Raw genomic sequence first — 21655 nt, forward strand, 5'->3', positions numbered from 1 at the left:
CACACTCAGTTTTAGCCACCACCACAACCACCACAACCACCGCATCCACCACCACCACCACCGCCACCACCGCCACCACAACCACCACCACCGTCACTTCCTCCCTTATCATGGCTAGTGAATAATGGCGCGAAAATTTTTGCAAAATCCGTGTAGGAAGTTCCATGTAAGATTCCTACACCAAAAATGGCTACAGGCAACAACATATTCAAATCTGTGTCATTTCTGTCATCGGATATGGTGCGAATGATTTTGTTTTTAAGTTGTATAAAACTTTGCTGAAGTTGTTTTATATACCTTTCTCCCAGTTGAGTTCGTCTGGATGGACAAGAGAGCAGTATAAAAATAATCCAATAAATTAGACCGATAATAATGAGAAAGAAAACATTGTTATATCCTTTAAGCAATGCTATTGAAAGCTTATAACCACCCAATCCCAAAATAATACAACTTCCCAAAACACTGATTTTCTTTGCTAAGTCTCTGGCGGTTTTGGGTAGTAAGAGTTGCTCATTTAGTAGCGATTCTTCGTAAGTTTCACACCAGTATTTGTGGATAATTGTGTTTGAAATTGTGTAACTGAGTGTTTGACTAGCTAATTTTGGAAACACAAAATAGTCAAATACTTGGCGCTCTATGAGCGATAAATTATCTGGATAAGAATATGTAGTTGATTGCTCTATGGTATCTTGATTAATTTGCAAATAACCATCCTGAAGCAGATTCAATATTACCAAACTTATCACCTCACTTTCTCCACCACGTAAATATGCAATTTTATAAGGATCAGGATTGGTAGGAATCGATGGTAAAGGTAATTGTGCCGTTGCGTCAAACTTTAAATTATAGTAACTTGCCAATAAAGTTACACTAATAATGCCAGCATAAAACACCAAAAAGTGCGGCCCATACATATTTGCAATTGGGTTATTCAAGGGGCTACGAATAGTCACTATCAGCAACATACTTATAATTGTAAGTAATAATTTATCCATAAGTTAAGATTCAACTCTTTTTGCTGTAAGGATTGATTGAGAAAATTATACAATTCCATATACTATTGCTACGGAAAATTAGAGAAATTTAATTTCTACTCCCCACTTTTAATTCTCAATTTTGTCCCACATCTTTTACAAAAAGCTGCATCTAAATCATGAAAAGCTAACCCACAGCCGGAACACACCGTTTCTACCTGATTAGCATTTTTTACCAACCGCTTAATTAAATCTCCGACTTGCCAAGGAATTAAGGTGACACCTGTTAAAATCATCAAGACCGTCAACAATCTTCCTGCTTCGGAAATTGGTGTGACATCCCCAAACCCGACAGTCGTCATCGTGACAACAGAAAAATAAAACGCATCCAAAAATGTAGTGTAAACTTGCGGGTTGACTGGATGTTCAACTTGATAAATTAACCCCGAATAAATAAAAATAATCGCAAATAATGTAAACAATATCCGCACGAAGATTAAACTATCTTCGCTGCTGACACTAGCAAACAAAAATTTCTGATCAATAAACCTAATTAATCTTAAAATCCGAAACCATCTCAACAGGCGAATAAAGCTGATATCTACTGCGCCTAAGAAAAATGGCAATATCGCCATTAAATCTAAAATTGCATAAAAACTAAAAATATACTTTAGCTTGTTTTCAGCACTCCAGAGGCGAATAATATACTCTACTGCAAAAATTACTAGAATAGCAGTATCAATAAAATCAAGCTGTGATCTAACATTATAAGGAATATTATAAGTTTGGGCAACAAAAATTCCTGACGAAATTAGCACTAAAGCTGCAATTGTCAGATTAATCAATTTTCCAGTAGGTGTTTCCAAGTCTGTTAAGTAAAATTCTGTTTTTTCTCTACTTATTAACATATTTTTTCGACCTTTAAAACTTTCACTGAAATTTAATCTCTGTGGAATATGATTGAGCTTGATTTTTAACTAGTAATAACAATAATGAACCAAGAATATTTTATGCGTTTCGCACTGGAAGCTGCCAAAAAAGGTGATTGGCCTTATGGTGCTGTGATTGTCAAGGATGACGAAGTGGTTGAGGTAGCATATAATACTGTGCAACGAAATAATGATCCATCTGCCCATGCAGAAATGAATGTTATTCGCAGTTTAACAAATAAACTAAAAAACCCTTCTTTAGAGGGTTACAGCATATATACGACTTGTGAACCTTGTCCTATGTGTGCAACAGTTTGCATTTGGGCTGGTATATCAGAAATTATTTATGGGGGTTCTATCCAAGATTTAATCTCTATGAATCAGTCACAAATTCATGTTTTTTGTGATGAGATCATCGCCAAGTCTTTTAGAAATATCAAAGTGACAAAAGGTGTGTTAAAAGATGAATGTTTGGCTTTATTTAGGGAAAGTTAGATATTTGAAGACTGTTGGGTATTAAATTTAAACAATAATTGGTTTGGCTGGCTTAACTGGATTAATCAGACTCATTTAAATAAGCTAAAAATGTATTTGCAATAATAGCAGCCTGAGTGCGATCGCGCAAACTCAACCGATTCAAAATATTGGTGACGTGATTTTTCACCGTCCCTTCGGAAATATATAATTCCTGGGCAATTTCGCGGTTACTCGCACCTGTGGCAATTAACTTTAAAACTTCTTTTTCTCTGGGTGTGAGTTCAGTTAAACTTGGCGGTACAGGTTCTGACTGTGTTGGGATACCATGCGGAAACTGATTTAAGAGTTTCTGCACAATTCCTGGCCCCAATTGAGTATAACCTTTGTGAACAGCGCGAATTGCCACAGCTAATTCTTCTGAGGGTGTATCTTTGAGTAAATAACCCATCGCTCCATATTGTAATGCCGCCGCAACATATTCATCATTGTCAAAAGTGGTCAGCACTAAAATTTTGATATTCTCATAATGTTGATGAATTTCTTTGGTAGCTGCTACACCATCCATAATGGGCATTCTAATATCCATCAATACCACATCTGGTTGTAATTTTGCTGCTAATTCTACAGCTATTTTACCATTTTCAGCTTCGCCAACAATTTCTAAATCTGCTTCCAATTTTAATAATTCTTTTAGCCCTTGGCGGATTAAGTTTTGGTCATCTACTAATAAGACTTTAATCATGGCATTAAACTCAATAAAGGAATATCAACGGTAATTTGACAGCCAAAATTAGGACTAGTATGAATATTAAATTCTCCTCCCAATGCTAAAGTGCGATCGCGCATACTTTGTAAGCCAAAACCAGTGGTATTTTGTTCAATATCAAACCCTCTGCCATTATCTTGCACCATCAACCGTAAACTATTTTTATTACTAGTGAGGGCGATGATGACTTCTGTTGCTTGTGCATGTTTAGAAATATTGGTCAATGATTCTTGAATAATCCGATACAAGGCAATATTAATATCTGTTGGTGGAGGATAATCTAAATTAATAAAACAACGTGGACTAATATTATTAGCTCGATAAAAATCTTCTAAAAGTACAGATATTGCCTGTTCTAAAGTTTTTTCTTGCAAGGGATTAGCCCGCATCGTCGAAACGGACTGACGCACATCTTTTAAAGCTTTAGAACCTAATTCTTTAGCTCTAGCTAAAAATGTTTGGGCTTTTTCTGGGTTAGCATTCCATAATTTTAAAGCCGTTTCTAATTGTAAATTTAAAGCAGTTAAAGAATGCCCTAAAGAATCATGAATTTCCCGCGCGATGCGGGTACGTTCTTCTAGGGTGGCTTGATTTTCAATTCGTAAAGCATATTGCCGCAGTTTGTCATTAGCGATCGCTAGTTTTTCTCGACTCTGCCGTTCGGCTAAAACTGTATTCATTAATAATAAAACGAAAACCAAACTTAACCCAAATAATAATGCTGTATTGAAGGTAATAAACCGAAACCGCTCTTGGGCTTGTGGCGGTATAGCCTTGGGTAAGCGAGAATTTAAAGTAATTAAAAATAAGCTAAAAGATAAACCAGTAACAACTAAACGCCCTGGTAATTGAAAAATTAAACAACTACGGGTGACTAAAATTAAATATATAAATGGAAACAACCGCGCCACTCGCCCACCAAACATCCCCGTAATAAATAGTAATAAAATCTCAATCGCCGTATAAATTATCTTATTGATTGGTTTACCTGTAGGGATTCTTAAACCCATCACCCCAAAGATAATTAAACAACCAATCGTCAGTTCAGGAAATTGATTCGCAAATCGCGGTGAATGGTCAGGAAAAGTAGATGATGAAATAGCAAGAGTCAGCAATATCCATTCTAAATATAGTAAAAACCGAAAGGGATGATTGTGAATTTGAATAGGTTCGTTCATAGCAATATGAGCGTTAGAGCTTTAGTAGAAAAGGGCGAGATTATACCTAATCCCGCCTTTTGTTGTCACTTGAAATTACTAGTTATTGTTACTCAAATAGCAGAAAAATAAAGCATGACTAAAGTCATGGGTGTAACCATGACTTTCGCCTCATGTAATGAATAAGAGTAAATTCCTATGATGATGACATCCTCAAACGGAACAGAAAACAAGGTACAAAATGAAACTTAAGTCATTATCATTCATTGCTGGTGCGATCGCTCTAACTCTGACAACAACCTCCTTAGCTGTCAAAGCTCAAGCCTTCTCCCATTCTCCTCTGTTAGTAGCCCAAGCAGAAGGACAAGGGCGCTGGCAAGGTAAAAAAGGCCCTTGGGCAGAATTAGGTTTAAATGACGCGCAAAAGAGCCAAATTGAGCAAATTCAACGCAACACCCGCACTCAAATTGAAAACGTTTTCACCCCAGAACAAAAGGCAAAAATCAAAGCCGCAATGGAAGCACGCCGCGCCGAAAGACAAGCAAACCAAGGTCAACCAGGACAGCGTGTCGGCCGTCGAGGTGGTAAGGATTTTGCTGATTTGAATTTAACCGAAGCGCAAAAAACCCAAATCCGGCAAATACGTGAATCTTCCAAACAACAAATTGAAGCAGTTTTAACTCCCGAACAAAGAACAAAACTTCAGCAATTACGCCAAGAAGGTAAAGAACGCCGTCAACAACGCCGTCAACCCAATAGCTAATTCTGGCAAATCAGCCTTGAAATTGAGAGCCACAACAATAACTACTTACAAGGTTATTTTATGAACCGCTTTACCTATGCTGCTATATGTGCTGTTGCTGTTTTCTTACCTACAGTAGCATCTGCTGGCGAAATCTATGCACGGGAAGTTAATCAGCAGCAGCGCATCTATCACGGTGTTAAAAATGGCTCAATCAATAGAGCAGAATTACGGCAATTAGAACGGCGAGAAGCATCCCTAGAAGCTGCCAGAAGACGGGATATTCGTAGTGACGGACACCTAACTCCTCAAGAAAGAAGACAACTCAACCGCCGTCAAAATCGTCTCTCTCGTACCATCTACCGCGATAAGCACGACTAGTACAAAAAGGCAAAAGGAAAAAGTTAAAAGGAAAAAGAAAGAATATTCATATCACAAGCCTTTTAGCAATTCCTAAGTATGTTTACCTCCACCGCACTGTACTAGTTATTTAGCCAGGGTGGGCATTATTTCCCCACCCCCATTAATACTTTCATCTCAGAATTATGCAAACTGATCTTGCTTCCTCCAAATCAACTCCTCCCATCCAACAATTTTTAGACAAACTCGATCGCATTACCGAAGCACGCGGTAAAAATGTGCCACAAATTGTTTATGTAGAAAAATTGCGATCGCTACCTGTTGGTAGTTTTGCTCAAGCTTGGGTTGATTTTCTTGATGCACACAACCTCAAACCTTTCACTACAGGTATGCGCCGCAAACAACTTCATGATGGCGTTCACGTCCTCACTGGTTACGGTGCAGACCCCATAGGTGAAGCAGAAGTACAAGCATTTTTATTAGGCGCAAAATTCGGCTTATTTAATGTTCTATTAGGCTTAGGGCTATTAAGAGTTATTTATAAAAATCTCGATTCTCGTCAAGCATTTGCTTGGCAAAGATTATGGCAAGCATATCAGCGTGGTCGTCACTCCAACTTTGACCCCGATACTTGGCAACCGGAATTAGTTTGGCACTTACCCCTAACTGAAGTACAAGCAATATTTTCTGTTAGCAAATAAACTTTTAAATTTTGACTTTTGACTTTTTACTTACTCAGGCTTCCTTGCAGAAGATGGCGAGAGGGGAGAAGTTCCATCTCCTTTCGCATTCCCTAATTTCCTTCCCAACTAATAACAAAATTGGCAACCCCTTTAGGATAAAGTTAGGAGTTAATTCAAACTTCTAGCTTTTTTTATATGACCAAAGAATTCGCTGTTGGTAGCAAAGTCAAAGTCGTGGCGCTACCACCCTACGTCAAAACCGCCGACCCGATGCCAATGTTACGTCCCCCAGACGTGATAACTCTTGGTGAAGAAGGTATAGTCCTTGACCGCCGTCCTGGAGGTTATTGGGGTATCCGCTTTAATAGAGGTGCTTTTCTTCTTGATAGCCAATACATCGAAAGCACCGATACCCCTGGTGAATCCGAATCAAGTGATAATAGTGACCAAGAATTGTAAACTTATGTAAAGTTGTAATTCTGGTCTACACCATGATTTCGCGGCGCAATTTTTTGAGTATATTATTTGTCAGCTGCTTTGCCTTCATTAGTTGGTTCAACTTTTCACCTGCGGCTAACGCCCTGGGTGGTAAACTACCAGCAGTAAATCAACCTGCGCCAGAGTTTGCATTGCCAACAAATACAGGCGACGGCAAAATCTCTCTAGCTGACTTGCGTGGTCAGTGGGTAGTACTGTACTTTTATCCCAAAGACTTTACCTCTGGTTGCACTATCGAAGCACGACGCTTTCAGCAAGACTTACCCAAATATTTAGCCAAAAATACGCAAATAATTGGCGTGAGTGCTGATGATGTCGATTCTCATGCTGAATTTTGCGATTCTGAGGGATTAAAATTTCCCTTATTAGCTGATACCACTGGTGCAGTGAGCAAAGCTTATGGTTCTTGGATTGGCTTTGTCTCGATGCGCCACAGTTTTATTATTGACCCAGAAGGAATCTTGCGCGAAACTTTTGTCAAAGTTAACCCATCCGTTCACAGTCAAGAAGTGCTGGCGAGATTAGAACAATTACAATCTTCAGCATCGTAGATTTTGTATATCTGTCTTGATGGCGAAATTGAACCATCAAGACACAAATACGAAACCTGGATTTCTCTCTTGTGAGAAATCCAGAGGTGTGGGAGGGGTGGGAAGTGTGGGAGGATGGTGAAGAAATCTTTCCCCCCACACTCCCCACACTCCCCACACCCGCTACCCATACGTGAGAAATTCAAAGATATTTGCGTGACTCCAACTGATTCGCTAGGCTATTTGTATCCTCTTACTTCTATAGCCTGCTATGGATTTTGAAGGCAAAGCTACCACCACAACTGCTCCAAGCAACACAGAATTTGCTCAATCAGTAACGGCACGTAAACCGCTAGAATTGTTACGAGATACCGAGGCTTTACTACGTCGCCCTGCTGTAGCAAAGTTAGTGCCGATTCTACCCCCAAAGTTGAGTAACAGAATGCAAGAAGTCTCAACTGTTGCGGAAACATCTTTGCAAGAATTGGCAGAAATTGACCTAGAAAAAATTACTGACTGGGAATTACAACCCGTGCGGCTACGTGTGGGTTTATGCTTTGTGGGTTTTGGCGCATTGATGATTTTAGTGTTGCTGCTATACTTAAATACCCTACATCCTGAACTCAGTACAGTAGGACAGATTCACAAATACTGGTATCAATATGTTTGGTTTGTCTGCTTCGGGATAGCGGGAATGTTTATGATTGGTCGAGAAACAATGCGACCAACCATCAAGCTAAAAAAGCCAAGAAATTTTAAATAGGTTGGTATAAATTAAAGCTAAAAATGAAGATGCAATTTATCGGTTGTTGTAGAGATGTTGTGTACAACTTCTCTACATAATTTATAGAATGCAACTTCTATATAGGCGATCGCACCTTCAGACTTTACACTTCATACTTTATTTAACATGAATCATGATGCTTTTATTGTGCCGCCAGGTACTAAGGTTTCTCTGCAAAAAGATTATGACCCTGGGTATACTGCTAATTACCATGACCGCAATGATGCAACACTTAAATTACGCTCAGATATTGAACGATTAGCTAAGTTTCAAGATACTCTGTATGCCCAAAACAGCTATGCCTTGCTAATTATCTTTCAGGCGATGGATGCTGCTGGTAAAGACAGCACAATTAAACACGTCATGTCTGGGATTAATCCCCAAGGTTGTCAGGTTTTTAGTTTTAAATCTCCCAGCAGTGAAGAACTAGACCATGATTACCTATGGCGCTCAATGAAAGCTTTGCCAGAAAGAGGTAGAATAGGCATTTTTAATCGTTCTTATTATGAAGAAGTATTAGTAGTGCGCGTTCATCCAGAAATCTTGCAAAAGCAGCAACTTCCTCACTTGCCAAAAGGTAATAAAATCTGGCAACAGCGTTTTTCCGAAATCAATAATTTTGAAAAATATTTAGTAGATAATGGAATTGTGATTCTCAAATTTTTTCTGAATGTCTCGAAAGCAGAACAGAAAAAAAGATTTTTAGCAAGAATTGATGCTCCTGAAAAAAATTGGAAATTCTCAGTTAATGATGTCCGAGAAAGGGCATTTTGGTCAGATTATATGGCCGCTTATGAAGAGGTTTTCCATCACACCAGTACTACACACGCGCCTTGGTATATTATTCCTGCCGATCGCAAATGGTTTATGCGAATGGTAGTTGCTGATATTATCTGTTCTAAATTAGAGTCACTCAAGTTAAAATACCCTACCGTCAGTGAAGAAGCTCAACAACATCTTCTACAAGCAAAGTTCGCCTTAGAGCAAGAAGAATAGCTCATCATTGTATCAATTTAATCAATCTACGTAAAATTTTCTGAATCTGCTCTACCTAGAGGCTGATCACAAGCTTATGTAAATATGTCATTCTGGGCAAAGTGTGGATATTCAGAATATATTTACCTGTGACTTGATGAAAATCAAAATTAATTATATATGTTTACGAATTTCAACTAATCTCATCAATTACATAGTTTTAGTTAGCTTGATTGATGTATTTCCTCACGATTCTCTCAACTTTTTTTGATACCTTTAAGATAAAGACCAAGTATTGTTTGTCTTGGCATTTAATTCATTGATTATAAACAAAGGAACTAATTATGGATACTGCTGTTAAATACGACATTGAACTGATTAAAGAAGAAGCACGTCAATTAGTTCAAAAGGGACTGATTAGCCGTCAGCGACCAATTTACGCATTATGTAAGTATATCCCTGAACGTGAATGGTGTATGTTTGAACTTGAGCTAGAAAAAAACGAATTTCTGCTCAGAGATAGAATTATTGACTTGTTAGGTAGCGAAAATTGGGAAGAGGATGGTAGTTGATTATTCCCATTATGGATCTTGGGAATGATTTGGTGGAAATAAATAGGCGATCGCAGCCCATCCAGAAACAGTTAGCAAACTCACTAAACAAGAAGCCAGAACAAGAGTAGTCATATCAAAAATGAATTAAAACTTTATTTTGCATACCTTCAAGCTATCAATTGAGTATGACAGTCATGCGACTACCTTGTGTCAATTCTTTGTACAAATAAAGTACTGAGTGCTGTACACTGAGCGGACTTGTACTGAGCGCAGCCGAAGTGTGAGTGCTGAGTATAAAGCGAGTTATTTGAAAGCTTTGTAACAGCCATTAAGCCAAAGGTAGACAAAAACGAAATGTACTGCCAATTCCTAATTCGCTTTCTACCTGAATTTGTCCGCCTTGTAATTCAACTAAATGCCGAGAAATAGTTAAACCAATCCCAGTTCCTCCCGAATGGCGATCGCGTGATTGATCAGCCCGCCAAAAGCGTTCAAACACATGGGGTAAATCTTCAGGGGAAATGCCAATACCTGTATCAATCACAGCAATCCAAAGTTTCGAGGCTTCTGGCCAAGCTTGCAGAGTAATTTTACCTTTGGTAGTGTAGCGGATGGCATTACCGAGTAAGTTGACTAACACCTGTTCAGTGCGATCGACATCCGCCAATACCATTGGGAATTGTGCGGGAAAATCCAAATGCAGCACAGGCCCATCTTCTAACAATTGTTCGCTAAATCTTTCTACTAAAGACTCCAACAATGGGCGCAGATTTATTGCCTGTATTTTAATTGGTAAATAACCGGCTTCTGCTTTAGAAAGTTCTTGCAAATCATTGACTAATCTTTCTAAGCGTCTAGTTTCTTTCGCTAAACGTCGATAAATTTCCGGCGATGGTTCTATTTCTCCATCTGCTAATTCTTCTAAATAACCACGCACAACTGTTAGTGGTGTCCGCAATTCATGAGTCATATCACCAATCAGTTCTCGCCGTCGTGCTTCTACACCCTCTAAACTTGCAGCCATACGGTTAAAACTAGTACCCAAGCGATTTAGTTCAGGAATATCAGACAGGGGTAATCGAGCATCTAACTCACCAACGGCAAATTTTTGGGTAATTTGCTCCATTTCACTTAAACGCTGCATGATTCTTTTGGAAACCCAATAACTCAATCCTCCCGCCGCCGTAGTCCCAACAATCACCGACCAAATTGTGCTGCGTCGCCAAGCTGTTTCAAAGCCTTCTACTAGTTCAGTCCGAACATTAATTAAATCTAATCCCTGGCTTTGTAGTCTCTCTAAGTGCAGCACAAAAAAACGGGGTGACGAAACTTTGCTGATAATCACAAAGCTGACTACCCCCACAATCATCACTACCAAGTGGGAAACAAATAAACGTGATGCCAAAGGCAAGGATTTTGTCCAACGCCAACTCATTTTAAAAAGTAAAAATAGCTTTATCTCAATTTGTAATTATGAATGACTATAGCAATCCTAAATCATTTGTGAAATTTTCTTTCTTCTCTTTATTCTCCTTCTTTGTGTACTTTGCGTGCTACCCTTCGGGAAGCCGCTAACGCGTCTACGTTAAAAAGAATATTTTTCACAACTCAGATAGGATTGCTATATAAAGTGAAAGCGTAAGCTGCAACAAAGTACGCAAAACACCAAAACCATCCCTTCGACGCTCCCTGAGCGAAGTCGAAGGGAGCATCCTTATATAAGAGCATTAATCATATCAAATCGTCAAAACCAGCCAACCTGCTGTAATGAGTTTCATTTTGACATTCAGCTAACTTATGCAGCAAATTTGTATCCCCTAAAATCAGAGCTTGCTTCTTCTTCCGACTCCAACCTTGCACTTGTTTTTCACGCTCAAAAGCATCCACCACAGACTGATAATACTCACAGAAAACCAACTTTACAGGCAAGTGTTTTGCCGTGTAATTTGCACCTTCACCTTGCTGATGTTGCCACAACCGCCGCTCAAGATTCTTTGTACTACCCGTATAATAACTACCATCAACACACTCAAGAATGTACATGTAAGCCATAATAATTGACTTGCGCTGCTCTGTTGTTATCCAGATTGTTCCCTTCGACTTCGCTCAGGGAACAGTTTTGGCGCAAAGTTCAAGGAATGCTCTCTCAACCAAACAACGCAAACGCTCAGGGCGTGTCACCCATGATGTTGACTTGCGCTGCTCTGTTGTTACCCAGATTGTTCCCTTCGACTTCGCTCAGGGAACAGTTTCGGCGCAAAGTTCAAGGAATCTTCTCTCTACCAAACAACGCAAACGCTCAGGGCGTGTCAGCCATGATGTTGACTTACGCTGCTCTGTCGTTACCCAGATTGTTCCCTTCGACTTCGCTCAGGGAACAGTTTTGGCGCAAAGTTCAAGGAATCTTCTCTCTACCAAACAATGCAAACGCTCCCTTCAACGCTCCCTGAGCGAAGTCGAAGGGAGCGTTGAAGGGAGCAGTCGAAGTTTTTTCATCACGCTCACATTACAGGAGAGTCTTCAAATTTATAACCTACCCCAACAACAGTTTTAATAAACGAGGGGTTAGCAGGATCAGGCTCAATTTTTTTCCGCAACCTTGCTACATGGGTGTCAACAACTCGCTCGTCACCAAAAAAATCATCACCCCAAAGTTTATCAATTAGTTGGGTGCGGTTCCAAACTCGCCCAGGGTTGCTGACAAAGGTGCTTAATAAATTAAATTCTAGGTTGGTTAAGTCTAAAGTTTCTGCTTCTTGAGAATTTAACTGGCGAGAAGCGGTGCGTTGTTCAATATCTACAATAAAGTTTTGTGTTCGTGTAACTTGATGTTGTCCGCCTTGACGCAGACTCCGCCGCAATAACGCCCGGACTCTGGCGACTAATTCTCTGGGACTGAAGGGTTTAACCATGTAGTCATCAGCACCAGTAGATAAGCCGATGACGCGATCGATTTCTTCGCCTTTGGCGGTCAACATCAAAATATAAGGGTCTTTGCTTCCAGGTTTTTGGCGAATTCTGGCGCAAACTTCCAAGCCATCCAACCCAGGAATCATTAAGTCGAGAATAATTAAATCCGGTGGTTGTTCCTGAAACATCCGCAAGGCGTTTACACCATCGCGGCTAACACGACAAGAAAATCCTTCTTTTTCTAAAGCCAGTTGGATTAACTGAGCAATTTCAGCTTCATCCTCAACAATTAAAATATCCATCGCTGTTCAAAATTCAACGGAATACGCAGAGTTATTTCCTGGCTTGCATTGTACTCTAAAAAGTTGCGATGGGTGATGAGTAATGGATTTTACAGGTGAGAATTAGAAAGCGATCGATAGTTGTAACCTAAATGGGAGTCTTTTTGAATTTCCTGTTTAATGCTATCCAGGTCAAGGAAGTAGTCAGCCACATCAATCAAGCTATCACTAGTCATGGGGCGCAAACTCACAACTTCTACTCGACCACCTTTGCTAGTCACTGCTTCCACTGCATAAGCTAACGCGCCATCGCCACTGACTAATATGGCTGTATCGTAATAGGGTGCTAAAGTGATCATATCGACAGCAATTTCTACATTCAAATTAGGTTTTTTAGAATTGTCTGTCGGTTGTGCTTCTTTAGTAACTACTCGATAACCATTTCGCCGCATCCAAAATAAAAAGCCTTGTTGTTTGTCATTCGCTCGTGGACGTGCGGGAGTAGGGCGATTAACATCCACTATTGTGTAAAAGAAAGCCCGCAATAGCCGCGAACCAGAGGTTAAGCGACAAAGTAATTTGAGATAGTCGATTTCAATTCCTAGTTGCAAAGCTGCATGAAATAAATTAACACCATCGATAAAAATAGCAACTCGCCCACGGTTTAATCCGTTAATTGTTGAGGCGCTGGTTCTCGGTTCTCGATTGTGATAATGTTCACTTTTGGCAGGATTTTTCAAGACCATCTTTGGTGATGAGGGCGATTCCGGTTCCAGGTGTTTATATACGTTGTTGGCTTTGGTAAAATTAGTGAAAGTCATTGACTCCTCGGAAATTTTAAATTTGTGAAGATTGTTGAGAAATTAGCAAGATAGGATTTGTGCTAGTTAATTTACCTAGCAACAAAGGATGTGGCATTATTTGTGCTGAAGCTGTTATCTATCTAAGTCGCACATTGGCTTGCAGAGTTTGTGTGATGTCATTAGTCATGAATATTGATGAGTTTAAGCAGCAAAATGACTAATGAATTAATACTTAGTTGGATGAGCTTGATACACAGAAATTGTGTTAATTTTGCAGATTCCAAAGGTAAACTCTCTAGAGTTGTTAACTCTTGTTAGAGCGAGTTTTACGAGATATTCCCTTTGTCTATAAATATAAGGCTCTTTATCTATTCCCTCTGCATCTCAACTTACCACAGGATGCTAACAATTGCTCAAAGGCAGTTTGTTATAAGGTGAATAGTGAAGAGCGATCGCATCTATAAATTATTGTACAACTGAATGGCTAAATCCCACAATCACCCCCAGCTTTGTATATTGATATCCACATATATCAAAAATGCCAAACCTCTGATTTATCAGGGAAATCTGCCCAAAGGTTTTGGCAAATATATATTTAGAATGATTGGGTTTATAATTATTTATAACCAATCGTAAAAACAACTACAGCCATATTTACGAATATTTGATATTTATCTTGTACTTCCTGACAAAAACAGTCAAATAAGCAGTTAATCAAATTGTTATCAAAATCACTGATCAACTTAACCTTTAATTGTTCTTAAGATGGAGTGCATTGATTAATTAATGGAGCTAAATTTATATCTAGACTAGTCCACAAAATGTCTTTGCTCATCTCCTCCAGTGGTTAATTGACCCCGGAGGTTATTTTTTTAGGAGGCAGGAGGAAAGCCCTATAAATTTATCTTATTTGAGATGTGAACTAAAAGTGCTAGAGGGACAAGGTAGACAAGGTGGACAAGGGAGAGAGATGTTTGTCAAACAATTGGTGTTGCTATATAAATCTATTTAGTAAATTAAATTACTATCTAGACAATACATTAAGAAATACTAAGAGAGATTTTCATTCTTTCTGATGCTTATGCTATCCTAGCAATAATTTGTACCTAAAGGAAAATGTTAGAAAAACCGTAGTTTTTCTAAGGTAATTTGTTTTAGGTAAACTGATAACGGAAAGCAAGTCATTTCTTAAGAAATCAAGCTTTGTTTTCTGTTTAATTCACTTTGTTTATAACACGCTAACAAACCGATAACACGATCGCGCCAGTTTGATTCCGCTTTAACTGGCGCTTTTTATATTTGGTGGAGACGGTTGTAAGGTTGTAGGGGTGTAAGGGTTTTGAACACCTACACCCTTGATTTTTTGTCTCACTGTGTAAGTCCTAATTGACTTGCTTGTCCCAAAACTTCTAAAAGCGATCGCTCAATCACTCCACTCACAAATTGATTACCCTGTAAGTTCATGTGAATGGTGTCATGATATAAAGCTTGTGGGTTGTCTGTTTGATTAAATAGTGGCAGAAAATCTATATAGGGAATTTGCTGGGTTTGGGTAAACTCACTCAATCTTTTACGTGCAGTGATTTCGTAATCCAAGGGGCCGGGTTTACCAAGTTCTCGCCGTAAGGGAGTCATGGCTAAGAGAAATTTGCTGTGGTGTTGACTAGTAATAAGTTGAATTTGTTTGATTGCTTCTAAATTTACACCGACGCGATCGCCTGGTTCGGCTTGGAGTGCTTGCAATTCAGGAATGGGCTGTTGTTTAGTTGCATAACGTTGCCATACTTCTACTAATCCTAACGGCGGTTTCGTCGCTGGATAGTTGCGATCTCGTCCTACTGGTAAAGCCGTGGGAGAATGGGCGAACAAATCATCAGTATTAATTAATAAAATTATTACCTGGGCTGAAAAATTGCCAAATCGCTGCAAATAAGCTAATTCGTTTCTTGGCCCCCAAGAGTTAGCCGAAGCATTCAAAACTTCCACCTGTTGATATTTGTCAGCAATCTCTGATTTGAGGGAATTCATGATTAAGCTGGAGATGGTGTTTTTTTGATCAGTCCACCAGCCACCATTAGCGATGGAATCTCCTAACAACAGGACGCGCAAAGTTTGCGGTGCAGGGATTTTGGCGATGGGGCTGCTACGCATCGAAAATTCATTAATTTCAATACGATTCCCAAAGCGGCGCGTGCTTTGATTTGGTGCTAACAAGTAACCTATTTGGGGGTCGCCAATGTAAATTAAGGGATTACCAAAACCAAAAAGCGATCGCAACCCAATCTCAATAATTACCAGTAGCACTATCACTACCAAAATCATGAATATGACTACTTTCACTGCTAAATCCTCACCTATAAATTATTTATATTCGTCCAGCTAAAGTAATTAACTATACGCTATTTTTTCAGTGTTTCTTTAAAAAAAGATAAATATATCAACTCGTAGATTTACTTGAAAGTGCTGAGTAAGAAAAAGAGTACTCAGCACTCACACTTCGGCTACTTCGGCTGCGCTCAGTACAAGTCCGCTCAGTTTACAGTACTAAGGGATCTGCGGGCTAATAAGGTTGCAACCAGACGGGTTTCGACACTTCGACAAGCTCAGTGCATCGCTTCGCTCAACCCTCAAGGGTCGAGAGTTGAGCGAAGTCGAAACTCGGTTGACTGGTACTTTATTTTCATGCAAGTCCCTAAGTACGGTGAATCTCGACACTTCTCCTACCGGAGACGCTACGCGAACGATAAGCTCAGTGCATCGCTTCGCTCGATTACCTCGTAGCCGAACCACTACTCCTACCTGATTTGTATAAACTGAACTACTACCACTAGCGACGTAAGTAAAATTAGGGATGTATTCGTTGCAAAGCTTAAACAAAATAAAAGCAGAACCTTAACTAGTTTTGCTAATAGAAGGACTACAATCAAAACGGACAAATTAGGACTCTAACGAAGGAGGATTAAAAGCGATGTCCGACTTAAATAGAGGAATTATGAAATTTGAGGGTGCAGACTCCCCCAAAGTAGTGACTATTTCTACAGTTTTGCTCTTGGGTTCAATTGCTGGCCTAATTATTTGGGCGTTGCAAGCTGCTTATGCCTTAAATTAAGTAACCAGTGCTGAAAAATTAGTATTCATTTGGATATGGGCAGAAGAATTTTAGCAAAACCTAGGTTGCTGCCTCTGCCCAGTGTCCATTTGAGACATATTAATAAAGTGTCTGGAAAATCGGGAAAAAACTTCCAAAAAATTTTAGATTTTGCGATTTGAGATTTTAGATGCAATATAAATCTAAAATCAAACATCAACAATGCTTGAACTTTGGGGTGCCTTAGTTATTTTAATTGCCTGCCCCCTATTAGGCGGCATACCGCTAATCGCCTGGATCACCAACGGGTTGACGGGTAGGCAATTATCACAGATAGGCACAAAAAACATCAGCGTCTCAGCCGCTTTTTATCATGGCGGCACATGGGTAGGGCTTTTGGCGGTAGTCTCAGAAGCCTTAAAGGGAATCGCCGCCGTTTTTCTGACTCGGATTTTTTTCCCAGATGGTTCACCTTGGGAAATTATCGCCATAATTGCTTTAGTTTTAGGGAGATTTTGGTTAGGTAAAGGGGCGGGAACAACAAATGCTGCTTGGGGATTTTTAATTCATGATCCATTGGTGACAGTATTTGTTAGTTTTTTAGCAATCACTACATTTTTAGTATTTCGTGCCAAAAAACCAGTAAAGTACGGAGTATTAATGCTGTTTCCTTTACTGGTAATCGTTTTGCATTCTGATGATTTGTTCAGAATTCTGGCTGCGATCGCTTTAGCTGTGTTGCTAGGGTGGATTTATCGGCAAATGCCGGATGACTTAGATTTACCAGTAGAATCAGCCCAGACCAATACTCAAGCAACCTTAGCAACCTTGCAAAGCGATCGCCCAATTTTGACTTTAGATAATGAACTCGATGGGGCAATAGTCGGACAAAAAGCCGCTACCCTCTCTCAGATTAAGCGTTGGGGTTATCCTGTCCCCAAGGGTTGGGTAATTGTCCCCGGTGCAGATCCCGAAAAATTAATCGCCATCCTCAAACCTTCCGATTTATCACCGTTAATTGTCCGTTCCTCAGCCGTTGGCGAAGATTCCGAACAAGCTTCCGCCGCCGGACAGTATGAAACGGTGGTAAGTGTCACCAGTAAAGAACAATTGCAAACTGCGATCGCCCAAGTGCGAGATTCTTACAATCATCCCAGTGCGGTACAATACCGGATTGATCGCGGTTTACCAGAAACAGCAATGACTGTGTTGGTGCAGCAGCAAGTCCAAAGCGTCTATTCGGGAGTGGCCTTTACCCGTGATCCCATCACCCAGCAAGGTGATGCGATTTTAATTGAAGCCTTACCCGGTAGTCCGATTCAAGTCGTCTCTGGACAAGTCACACCCGAACAATATCGCGCCTTTGTTGTCGAGACAGATAATATTTCTTCAATTCACATCGAAGGGACAGGACAAGTCCCCCAAGCCATCCTCAAACAAGTGGCTTACCTCGCCCACCGCATCGAAAAACGTTACCACGGCATACCCCAAGATATTGAGTGGTGTTATGACGGTCAAACTTTGTGGGTGTTACAAGCCAGACCAATTACTACATTATTACCAATCTGGACAAGGAAAATCGCCGCCGAAGTGATTCCGGGAGTGATTCATCCTTTAACTTGGTCAATTAATCGCCCGTTAACTTGTGGCGTGTGGGGAGATATTTTCACAATTGTGTTAGGCGATCGCGCTTCTGGGTTAGATTTTACGGAAACTGCCACCCTGCACTACTCTAGGGCTTATTTTAATGCCTCCCTCTTAGGAGATATTTTTCTGCGGATGGGTTTACCGCCGGAAAGTTTGGAATTTCTCACCAGAGGCGCAAAAATGAGTAAGCCGCCTTTGCAGTCCACAATGCAGAATCTCCCAGGATTAATGCAGTTGTTGAAACAGGAATTGAATTTAGACAAAGACTTTAAGCACGACTACCGCCAGTTATTTATTCCTGGGTTATCGCAATTAGCCCATGAATCAATTGAAGAGATGGAACCAGTGCAAATCTTAGAGAGAATTGATTTTAACTTAGAATTGCTGCGGCGTGGCACTTATTACAGCATTTTAGCGCCTTTGAGTGCCGCTATTAGACAAGGCATCTTTCGCGTAAAAGATGGACAGATTGATAATAGTGTGACACCAGAAGTTGCTGCTTTGCGATCGCTCAGTGCTTTAGCCGCCGATGCGAGAAGAATATTAACAGAATTTGAACCAGACCAAGTATTTGAACAGTTAGAACAAACACCAGAAGGTCAAAAAGTTCTTTACGAATTTAACGAACTACTGGAAGATTACGGTTATTTAAGTGATATCGGGACTAACATTGCTGTTCCCACCTGGAAAGAAGACCCCCGCCCAGTGCAGCAGTTATTTGTGCAACTAATTCAAGGTAATCAACCAGAAACAGGCGATATTGACCCAATTAACCGGGCTTTATCGGGTAAACGTAAGCGTGGCTTTGTCCAAGAACGGGTGGATATTAAAGGCAGGGTGACAGAGATTTATTCCCGCCTGTTGGCAGAATTGCGCTGGCGATTTGTCGCCATTGAAAAAACTTGGTTAAAATCTGGGTTACTCAAAGAGGTGGGCGATATCTTTTTCCTAGAAATGGCAGAAATTAGACAGCTAATTGCCGAAGCTGATACCTCATTGCGAGAACGCTTACCAGAAATTATCGAATATCGGCGATCGCAATTTCTCGAAGATAGCAAAATTCCCCAAGTCCCGATTTTGATTTACGGACATACACCACCCCATCCCCTAGCACCTTCTCCTATCTACTCTGACCAAATATTACAAGGTATTCCCGCCAGCCACGGACAAGCCGAAGGTCGAGTCAAAGTAGTGCGAAACTTACAAGATTTGCCTCAAATTGACCGCGATACCATTTTAGTTGTCCCTTACACCGATTCTGGTTGGGCTCCTTTGTTAGTCCGGGCTGGTGGACTGATTGCGGAAGTTGGCGGTAGATTATCTCATGGCGCAATTGTCGCCCGTGAATATGGTATCCCGGCGGTGATGGATGTTAAAGGCGCAACTTGGTTGTTGCAAGATGGTCAACGGGTCAGAATTGATGGCTCTAGGGGTATCGTAGAACTATCTAACGACTTAAGACCACAATGATTTGGAGTGGGAGTAGGGAGTAGGGAGTAGGGAGTAGGGAGTAGGTAGGGAGTAGGTAGGGAGTAGGTAGGGAGTAGGGAGTAGGGATACTGTTTCTGAAAGCAACTTATACCAATTTGAAAGAAGAATGCGACAGATATAAATCAGGAAAGTCTTACTGGAGCTAGAGTTTTTAATTGCGTTAGCGAGGAACGAGCATCGCGTCATTGCGAATTGCAAATTGGTATTAGTATCACCAACTTTTCTCAAGCCCCGCTTAATCATCTATATAAAGTGTATAGCCGCGAATTCCATCTCTATCACTGCGTAAGTGCTGTGACTTTGATTTTACTCTGACGGAATAATTTATTGTATAAATCGTAACTAAAGATAATAATTTTTTGCAAAAACTTTCGGGAAAAACCACGTATTATCACTGAGGGTTCACCGTTTTTTTACGGTTAAGGTGTATTTAAGTGTGTAGGCATAACTAAGTATATGTGATGACGAATTTAAAAATTCGATGAGTATTGCAATGCTACCTATGCGGTGCATCTACCACTTATGAAGCTGTATCAATGGTGAGCGATCGCTCGCTAAATCTCTTGGTGCAGTATATCAAAATTACACCCACACTAAAATTGTTCCATGCCACTTGAAACTGTAAACATTACTAATGTTAACTTATCGTTAGACTACTATCTCATTGCTTTTGATGCTAACGGCCATGAACGTTTAGAAGACACTGGTTTCATGAGTCAAAAGTTAGTAGATATACTATCTTCTGAACCCATAACAGACGTATTTTTGATTAGCCACGGATGGAGGGGTGACATTCCAGCCGCTAAAGAACAGTACACCAAATGGATAACAGCTATGGGGCGTAACTCTACTGATATCCAAAAAATCAAAGAATTACGCCAGTCACAAAACCAAGAATTTCGCCCCTTATTAATTGGGTTACATTGGCCGAGTCAACCTTGGGGGAATGAAGACTTATACGCTCAACCCACATCCTACGACACATCAGGATCAGAGTTAAATAATTTAATTGAAGAATATGCCCAAGATGTAGCTGATACAGAAGCAGCCCGTGATGCACTCAGAACAATTTTTGCAGCTTCCATAGAATATGCCAACCCGCCAGAAAGCTTACCACCGGAAGTGAACCAAGCTTATGAGGTGTTAATCAAGGAAGCTGCTTTAAACGGTGAAGAAGAAGATAACGCATCTTTCAACTTAAACCCAGCAAATATTTATCAATCTCTGATAGCAGATGAACCAGAAACCCAAGAAATCAGTTTTGGAATTGGTGATTTTTTCCAAGCTAAAACTAATCCATTTTTGGACGTTTTAGGTTATCTCTCCTATTGGAAGATGAAAGAACGGGCGCGGGAAATTGGTAGTAACAGTGGCTTTAAGTTATTAACTCAACTGCAAAAAGCTGCCGCTAAAACAGTCCGATTTCATTTGGTAGGACATAGTTTTGGATGTATTATGGTTTCTTCAATTGTGGCTGGAAAAGACAATAGTCAGTTAGTCCGCCCAGTTGATTCTTTAGTATTGATTCAAGGTGCTTTATCACTTTGGTCTTACTGTCCTGATATTCCCCGCCGCAAAAATTTACCGGGTTGTTTTTCTTCTATTATCAATAAACGCAAAGTTACAGGCCCAATTGTTACTACTCGGTCTATTCACGACAGTTCTGTTACTAAACTGTATCCTGCGGCCAGTGTACTTGGTAGGCTCCAAGGTCAAGATATTAACTTTGCCGGTACTGAGTCGGAATTTCCTGAATATGGCAGTATTGGCACATTTGGTATTCAGGGGATTAACGAAAGTATCAGCCTCAAAATGTACCCCTGTGACAAGCCCTACAATTTCCAAGCGGGTAAAGTTTACAACTTAGAAAGTAGCGAATTTATCCGTAATTTAAATGGCAAAAAAGATGACGATGCTCACAACAGCATTGATAAGCCGGAAGTAGCTCATGCTGTTTGGGCTGCGGCTTTTGGTAGTTAATTCAACAATTAAAATTAAAATACAGG

22 protein-coding genes are annotated in these 21655 nt (G+C 40.1%); 13 read left to right on the forward strand and 9 right to left on the reverse strand.

What is annotated here, in order from left to right; genetic code table 11:
• Positions 1–11 precede the first annotated feature (11 nt).
• Both H6G28_RS08690 and H6G28_RS08695 read right to left on the reverse strand, forming a co-directional pair.
• Positions 12–995 (reverse strand): TIGR04222 domain-containing membrane protein, encoded by a 984-nt coding sequence (locus tag H6G28_RS08690; RefSeq protein WP_190670292.1) that lies wholly within the window; start codon positions 993–995, stop codon positions 12–14.
• Between the two features lie 95 nt (positions 996–1090).
• Positions 1091–1882: an ion transporter gene (locus H6G28_RS08695; protein WP_190670294.1), complete on the reverse strand. Its 792-nt coding sequence runs from the start codon at positions 1880–1882 to the stop codon at positions 1091–1093.
• An 84-nt stretch (positions 1883–1966) separates the two neighbouring features.
• Between H6G28_RS08695 and H6G28_RS08700 the strand changes: the two genes are divergently transcribed.
• Positions 1967–2398: a nucleoside deaminase gene (locus H6G28_RS08700; RefSeq protein ID WP_190589969.1), complete on the forward strand. Its 432-nt coding sequence runs from the start codon at positions 1967–1969 to the stop codon at positions 2396–2398.
• A 61-nt stretch (positions 2399–2459) separates the two neighbouring features.
• Here the strand turns inward: H6G28_RS08700 and H6G28_RS08705 are convergent, their stop codons facing one another.
• Both H6G28_RS08705 and H6G28_RS08710 read right to left on the reverse strand, forming a co-directional pair.
• Positions 2460–3122, reverse strand: a complete 663-nt coding sequence (locus H6G28_RS08705; protein ID WP_190589970.1) for a response regulator — start codon at positions 3120–3122, stop codon at positions 2460–2462.
• Entirely contained in the window at positions 3119–4324 is a 1206-nt protein-coding gene (locus H6G28_RS08710; RefSeq protein ID WP_190670296.1) for a sensor histidine kinase, read from the reverse strand. The genes H6G28_RS08705 and H6G28_RS08710 overlap by 4 nt, the downstream gene beginning before the upstream one ends.
• Positions 4325–4544: 220 nt before the next feature.
• On the opposite strand from H6G28_RS08710, the gene H6G28_RS08715 reads away from it, so the two are divergent.
• The 8 genes from H6G28_RS08715 to H6G28_RS08750 all read left to right on the forward strand — a co-directional run bounded on the left by H6G28_RS08715 (position 4545) and on the right by H6G28_RS08750 (position 9447).
• Positions 4545–5066, forward strand: a complete 522-nt coding sequence (locus tag H6G28_RS08715) for a Spy/CpxP family protein refolding chaperone (protein WP_190670297.1) — start codon at positions 4545–4547, stop codon at positions 5064–5066.
• A gap of 60 nt (positions 5067–5126) precedes the next feature.
• Positions 5127–5426 (forward strand): hypothetical protein, encoded by a 300-nt coding sequence (locus tag H6G28_RS08720; RefSeq protein ID WP_190589973.1) that lies wholly within the window; start codon positions 5127–5129, stop codon positions 5424–5426.
• A gap of 164 nt (positions 5427–5590) precedes the next feature.
• Entirely contained in the window at positions 5591–6106 is a 516-nt protein-coding gene (locus H6G28_RS08725) for a hypothetical protein (protein WP_190670298.1), read from the forward strand.
• Positions 6107–6283: 177 nt separating this feature from the next.
• Positions 6284–6547, forward strand: a complete 264-nt coding sequence (gene sipA / locus H6G28_RS08730) for a regulatory protein SipA (protein ID WP_190589975.1) — start codon at positions 6284–6286, stop codon at positions 6545–6547.
• Positions 6548–6579: 32 nt separating this feature from the next.
• Positions 6580–7137 carry a peroxiredoxin gene (locus H6G28_RS08735; protein WP_190589976.1) on the forward strand — a complete coding sequence of 186 codons (558 nt, stop codon included), beginning with the start codon at positions 6580–6582 and terminating at the stop codon, positions 7135–7137.
• A 250-nt stretch (positions 7138–7387) separates the two neighbouring features.
• Entirely contained in the window at positions 7388–7879 is a 492-nt protein-coding gene (locus tag H6G28_RS08740) for a hypothetical protein (RefSeq protein ID WP_190589977.1), read from the forward strand.
• A gap of 147 nt (positions 7880–8026) precedes the next feature.
• Positions 8027–8896, forward strand: a complete 870-nt coding sequence (locus H6G28_RS08745; protein WP_190589978.1) for a polyphosphate kinase 2 family protein — start codon at positions 8027–8029, stop codon at positions 8894–8896.
• 323 nt (positions 8897–9219) lie between these two features.
• On the forward strand, positions 9220–9447 hold the full coding sequence (locus H6G28_RS08750; protein ID WP_190589979.1) for a DUF4327 family protein: 228 nt from the start codon (positions 9220–9222) through the stop codon (positions 9445–9447).
• Positions 9448–9757: 310 nt separating this feature from the next.
• Here H6G28_RS08750 and H6G28_RS08755 read toward each other — a convergent pair whose 3' ends face one another.
• The 4 genes from H6G28_RS08755 to H6G28_RS08770 form a co-directional block, all read right to left on the reverse strand.
• A complete protein-coding gene (locus H6G28_RS08755) occupies positions 9758–10864 on the reverse strand; it encodes a sensor histidine kinase (RefSeq protein WP_190670300.1) in 1107 nt (368 codons plus the stop codon).
• Positions 10865–11160: 296 nt separating this feature from the next.
• Positions 11161–11481 carry a GIY-YIG nuclease family protein gene (locus H6G28_RS08760; RefSeq protein ID WP_190670301.1) on the reverse strand — a complete coding sequence of 107 codons (321 nt, stop codon included), beginning with the start codon at positions 11479–11481 and terminating at the stop codon, positions 11161–11163.
• Between the two features lie 449 nt (positions 11482–11930).
• A complete protein-coding gene (locus H6G28_RS08765) occupies positions 11931–12641 on the reverse strand; it encodes a response regulator transcription factor (protein WP_190670303.1) in 711 nt (236 codons plus the stop codon).
• Positions 12642–12730: 89 nt separating this feature from the next.
• Positions 12731–13441 carry a LabA-like NYN domain-containing protein gene (locus H6G28_RS08770; protein WP_190589983.1) on the reverse strand — a complete coding sequence of 237 codons (711 nt, stop codon included), beginning with the start codon at positions 13439–13441 and terminating at the stop codon, positions 12731–12733.
• 59 nt (positions 13442–13500) lie between these two features.
• On the opposite strand from H6G28_RS08770, the gene H6G28_RS08775 reads away from it, so the two are divergent.
• Entirely contained in the window at positions 13501–13644 is a 144-nt protein-coding gene (locus H6G28_RS08775) for a hypothetical protein (RefSeq protein ID WP_190670304.1), read from the forward strand.
• Positions 13645–14791: 1147 nt separating this feature from the next.
• Here the strand turns inward: H6G28_RS08775 and H6G28_RS08780 are convergent.
• On the reverse strand, positions 14792–15763 hold the full coding sequence (locus tag H6G28_RS08780; RefSeq protein WP_190589984.1) for an SGNH/GDSL hydrolase family protein: 972 nt from the start codon (positions 15761–15763) through the stop codon (positions 14792–14794).
• Between the two features lie 628 nt (positions 15764–16391).
• Between H6G28_RS08780 and H6G28_RS08785 the strand changes: the two genes are divergently transcribed.
• From H6G28_RS08785 to H6G28_RS08795, 3 genes are all read left to right on the forward strand, one after another.
• Positions 16392–16532 (forward strand): hypothetical protein, encoded by a 141-nt coding sequence (locus tag H6G28_RS08785; RefSeq protein WP_062289360.1) that lies wholly within the window; start codon positions 16392–16394, stop codon positions 16530–16532.
• A gap of 201 nt (positions 16533–16733) precedes the next feature.
• A complete protein-coding gene (locus H6G28_RS08790) occupies positions 16734–19628 on the forward strand; it encodes a glycerol-3-phosphate acyltransferase (protein ID WP_190670305.1) in 2895 nt (964 codons plus the stop codon).
• Positions 19629–20255: 627 nt separating this feature from the next.
• Complete coding sequence (locus tag H6G28_RS08795) at positions 20256–21629, forward strand: hypothetical protein (RefSeq protein ID WP_190670307.1); 1374 nt, start codon at positions 20256–20258, stop codon at positions 21627–21629.
• Positions 21630–21655 lie beyond the last annotated feature (26 nt).

This window comes from Nostoc sp. FACHB-190, from assembly GCF_014696905.1.
In the GTDB taxonomy this organism is placed as follows: Bacteria; Cyanobacteriota; Cyanobacteriia; order Cyanobacteriales; family Nostocaceae; genus Nostoc_B.

What these genes read in the sequence shown, in the direction of transcription:
- H6G28_RS08750 (WP_190589979.1), top strand. Translation starts at nt 9,220, where the DNA reads ATGGATACTGCTGTTAAATACGACATTGAACTGATTAAAGAAGAAGCA.
- H6G28_RS08720 (WP_190589973.1), top strand. Translation starts at nt 5,127, where the DNA reads ATGAACCGCTTTACCTATGCTGCTATATGTGCTGTTGCTGTTTTCTTA.
- H6G28_RS08700 (WP_190589969.1), top strand. Translation starts at nt 1,967, where the DNA reads ATGAACCAAGAATATTTTATGCGTTTCGCACTGGAAGCTGCCAAAAAA.
- H6G28_RS08690 (WP_190670292.1), bottom strand. Translation starts at nt 995, where the DNA reads ATGGATAAATTATTACTTACAATTATAAGTATGTTGCTGATAGTGACT.
- H6G28_RS08740 (WP_190589977.1), top strand. Translation starts at nt 7,388, where the DNA reads ATGGATTTTGAAGGCAAAGCTACCACCACAACTGCTCCAAGCAACACA.
- H6G28_RS08790 (WP_190670305.1), top strand. Translation starts at nt 16,734, where the DNA reads ATGCTTGAACTTTGGGGTGCCTTAGTTATTTTAATTGCCTGCCCCCTA.
- H6G28_RS08725 (WP_190670298.1), top strand. Translation starts at nt 5,591, where the DNA reads ATGCAAACTGATCTTGCTTCCTCCAAATCAACTCCTCCCATCCAACAA.
- H6G28_RS08705 (WP_190589970.1), bottom strand. Translation starts at nt 3,122, where the DNA reads ATGATTAAAGTCTTATTAGTAGATGACCAAAACTTAATCCGCCAAGGG.
- sipA (WP_190589975.1), top strand. Translation starts at nt 6,284, where the DNA reads ATGACCAAAGAATTCGCTGTTGGTAGCAAAGTCAAAGTCGTGGCGCTA.
- H6G28_RS08785 (WP_062289360.1), top strand. Translation starts at nt 16,392, where the DNA reads ATGTCCGACTTAAATAGAGGAATTATGAAATTTGAGGGTGCAGACTCC.
- H6G28_RS08715 (WP_190670297.1), top strand. Translation starts at nt 4,545, where the DNA reads ATGAAACTTAAGTCATTATCATTCATTGCTGGTGCGATCGCTCTAACT.
- H6G28_RS08745 (WP_190589978.1), top strand. Translation starts at nt 8,027, where the DNA reads ATGAATCATGATGCTTTTATTGTGCCGCCAGGTACTAAGGTTTCTCTG.
- H6G28_RS08710 (WP_190670296.1), bottom strand. Translation starts at nt 4,324, where the DNA reads ATGAACGAACCTATTCAAATTCACAATCATCCCTTTCGGTTTTTACTA.
- H6G28_RS08795 (WP_190670307.1), top strand. Translation starts at nt 20,256, where the DNA reads ATGCCACTTGAAACTGTAAACATTACTAATGTTAACTTATCGTTAGAC.
- H6G28_RS08770 (WP_190589983.1), bottom strand. Translation starts at nt 13,441, where the DNA reads ATGACTTTCACTAATTTTACCAAAGCCAACAACGTATATAAACACCTG.
- H6G28_RS08765 (WP_190670303.1), bottom strand. Translation starts at nt 12,641, where the DNA reads ATGGATATTTTAATTGTTGAGGATGAAGCTGAAATTGCTCAGTTAATC.
- H6G28_RS08760 (WP_190670301.1), bottom strand. Translation starts at nt 11,481, where the DNA reads ATGGCTTACATGTACATTCTTGAGTGTGTTGATGGTAGTTATTATACG.
- H6G28_RS08695 (WP_190670294.1), bottom strand. Translation starts at nt 1,882, where the DNA reads ATGTTAATAAGTAGAGAAAAAACAGAATTTTACTTAACAGACTTGGAA.
- H6G28_RS08755 (WP_190670300.1), bottom strand. Translation starts at nt 10,864, where the DNA reads ATGAGTTGGCGTTGGACAAAATCCTTGCCTTTGGCATCACGTTTATTT.
- H6G28_RS08735 (WP_190589976.1), top strand. Translation starts at nt 6,580, where the DNA reads ATGATTTCGCGGCGCAATTTTTTGAGTATATTATTTGTCAGCTGCTTT.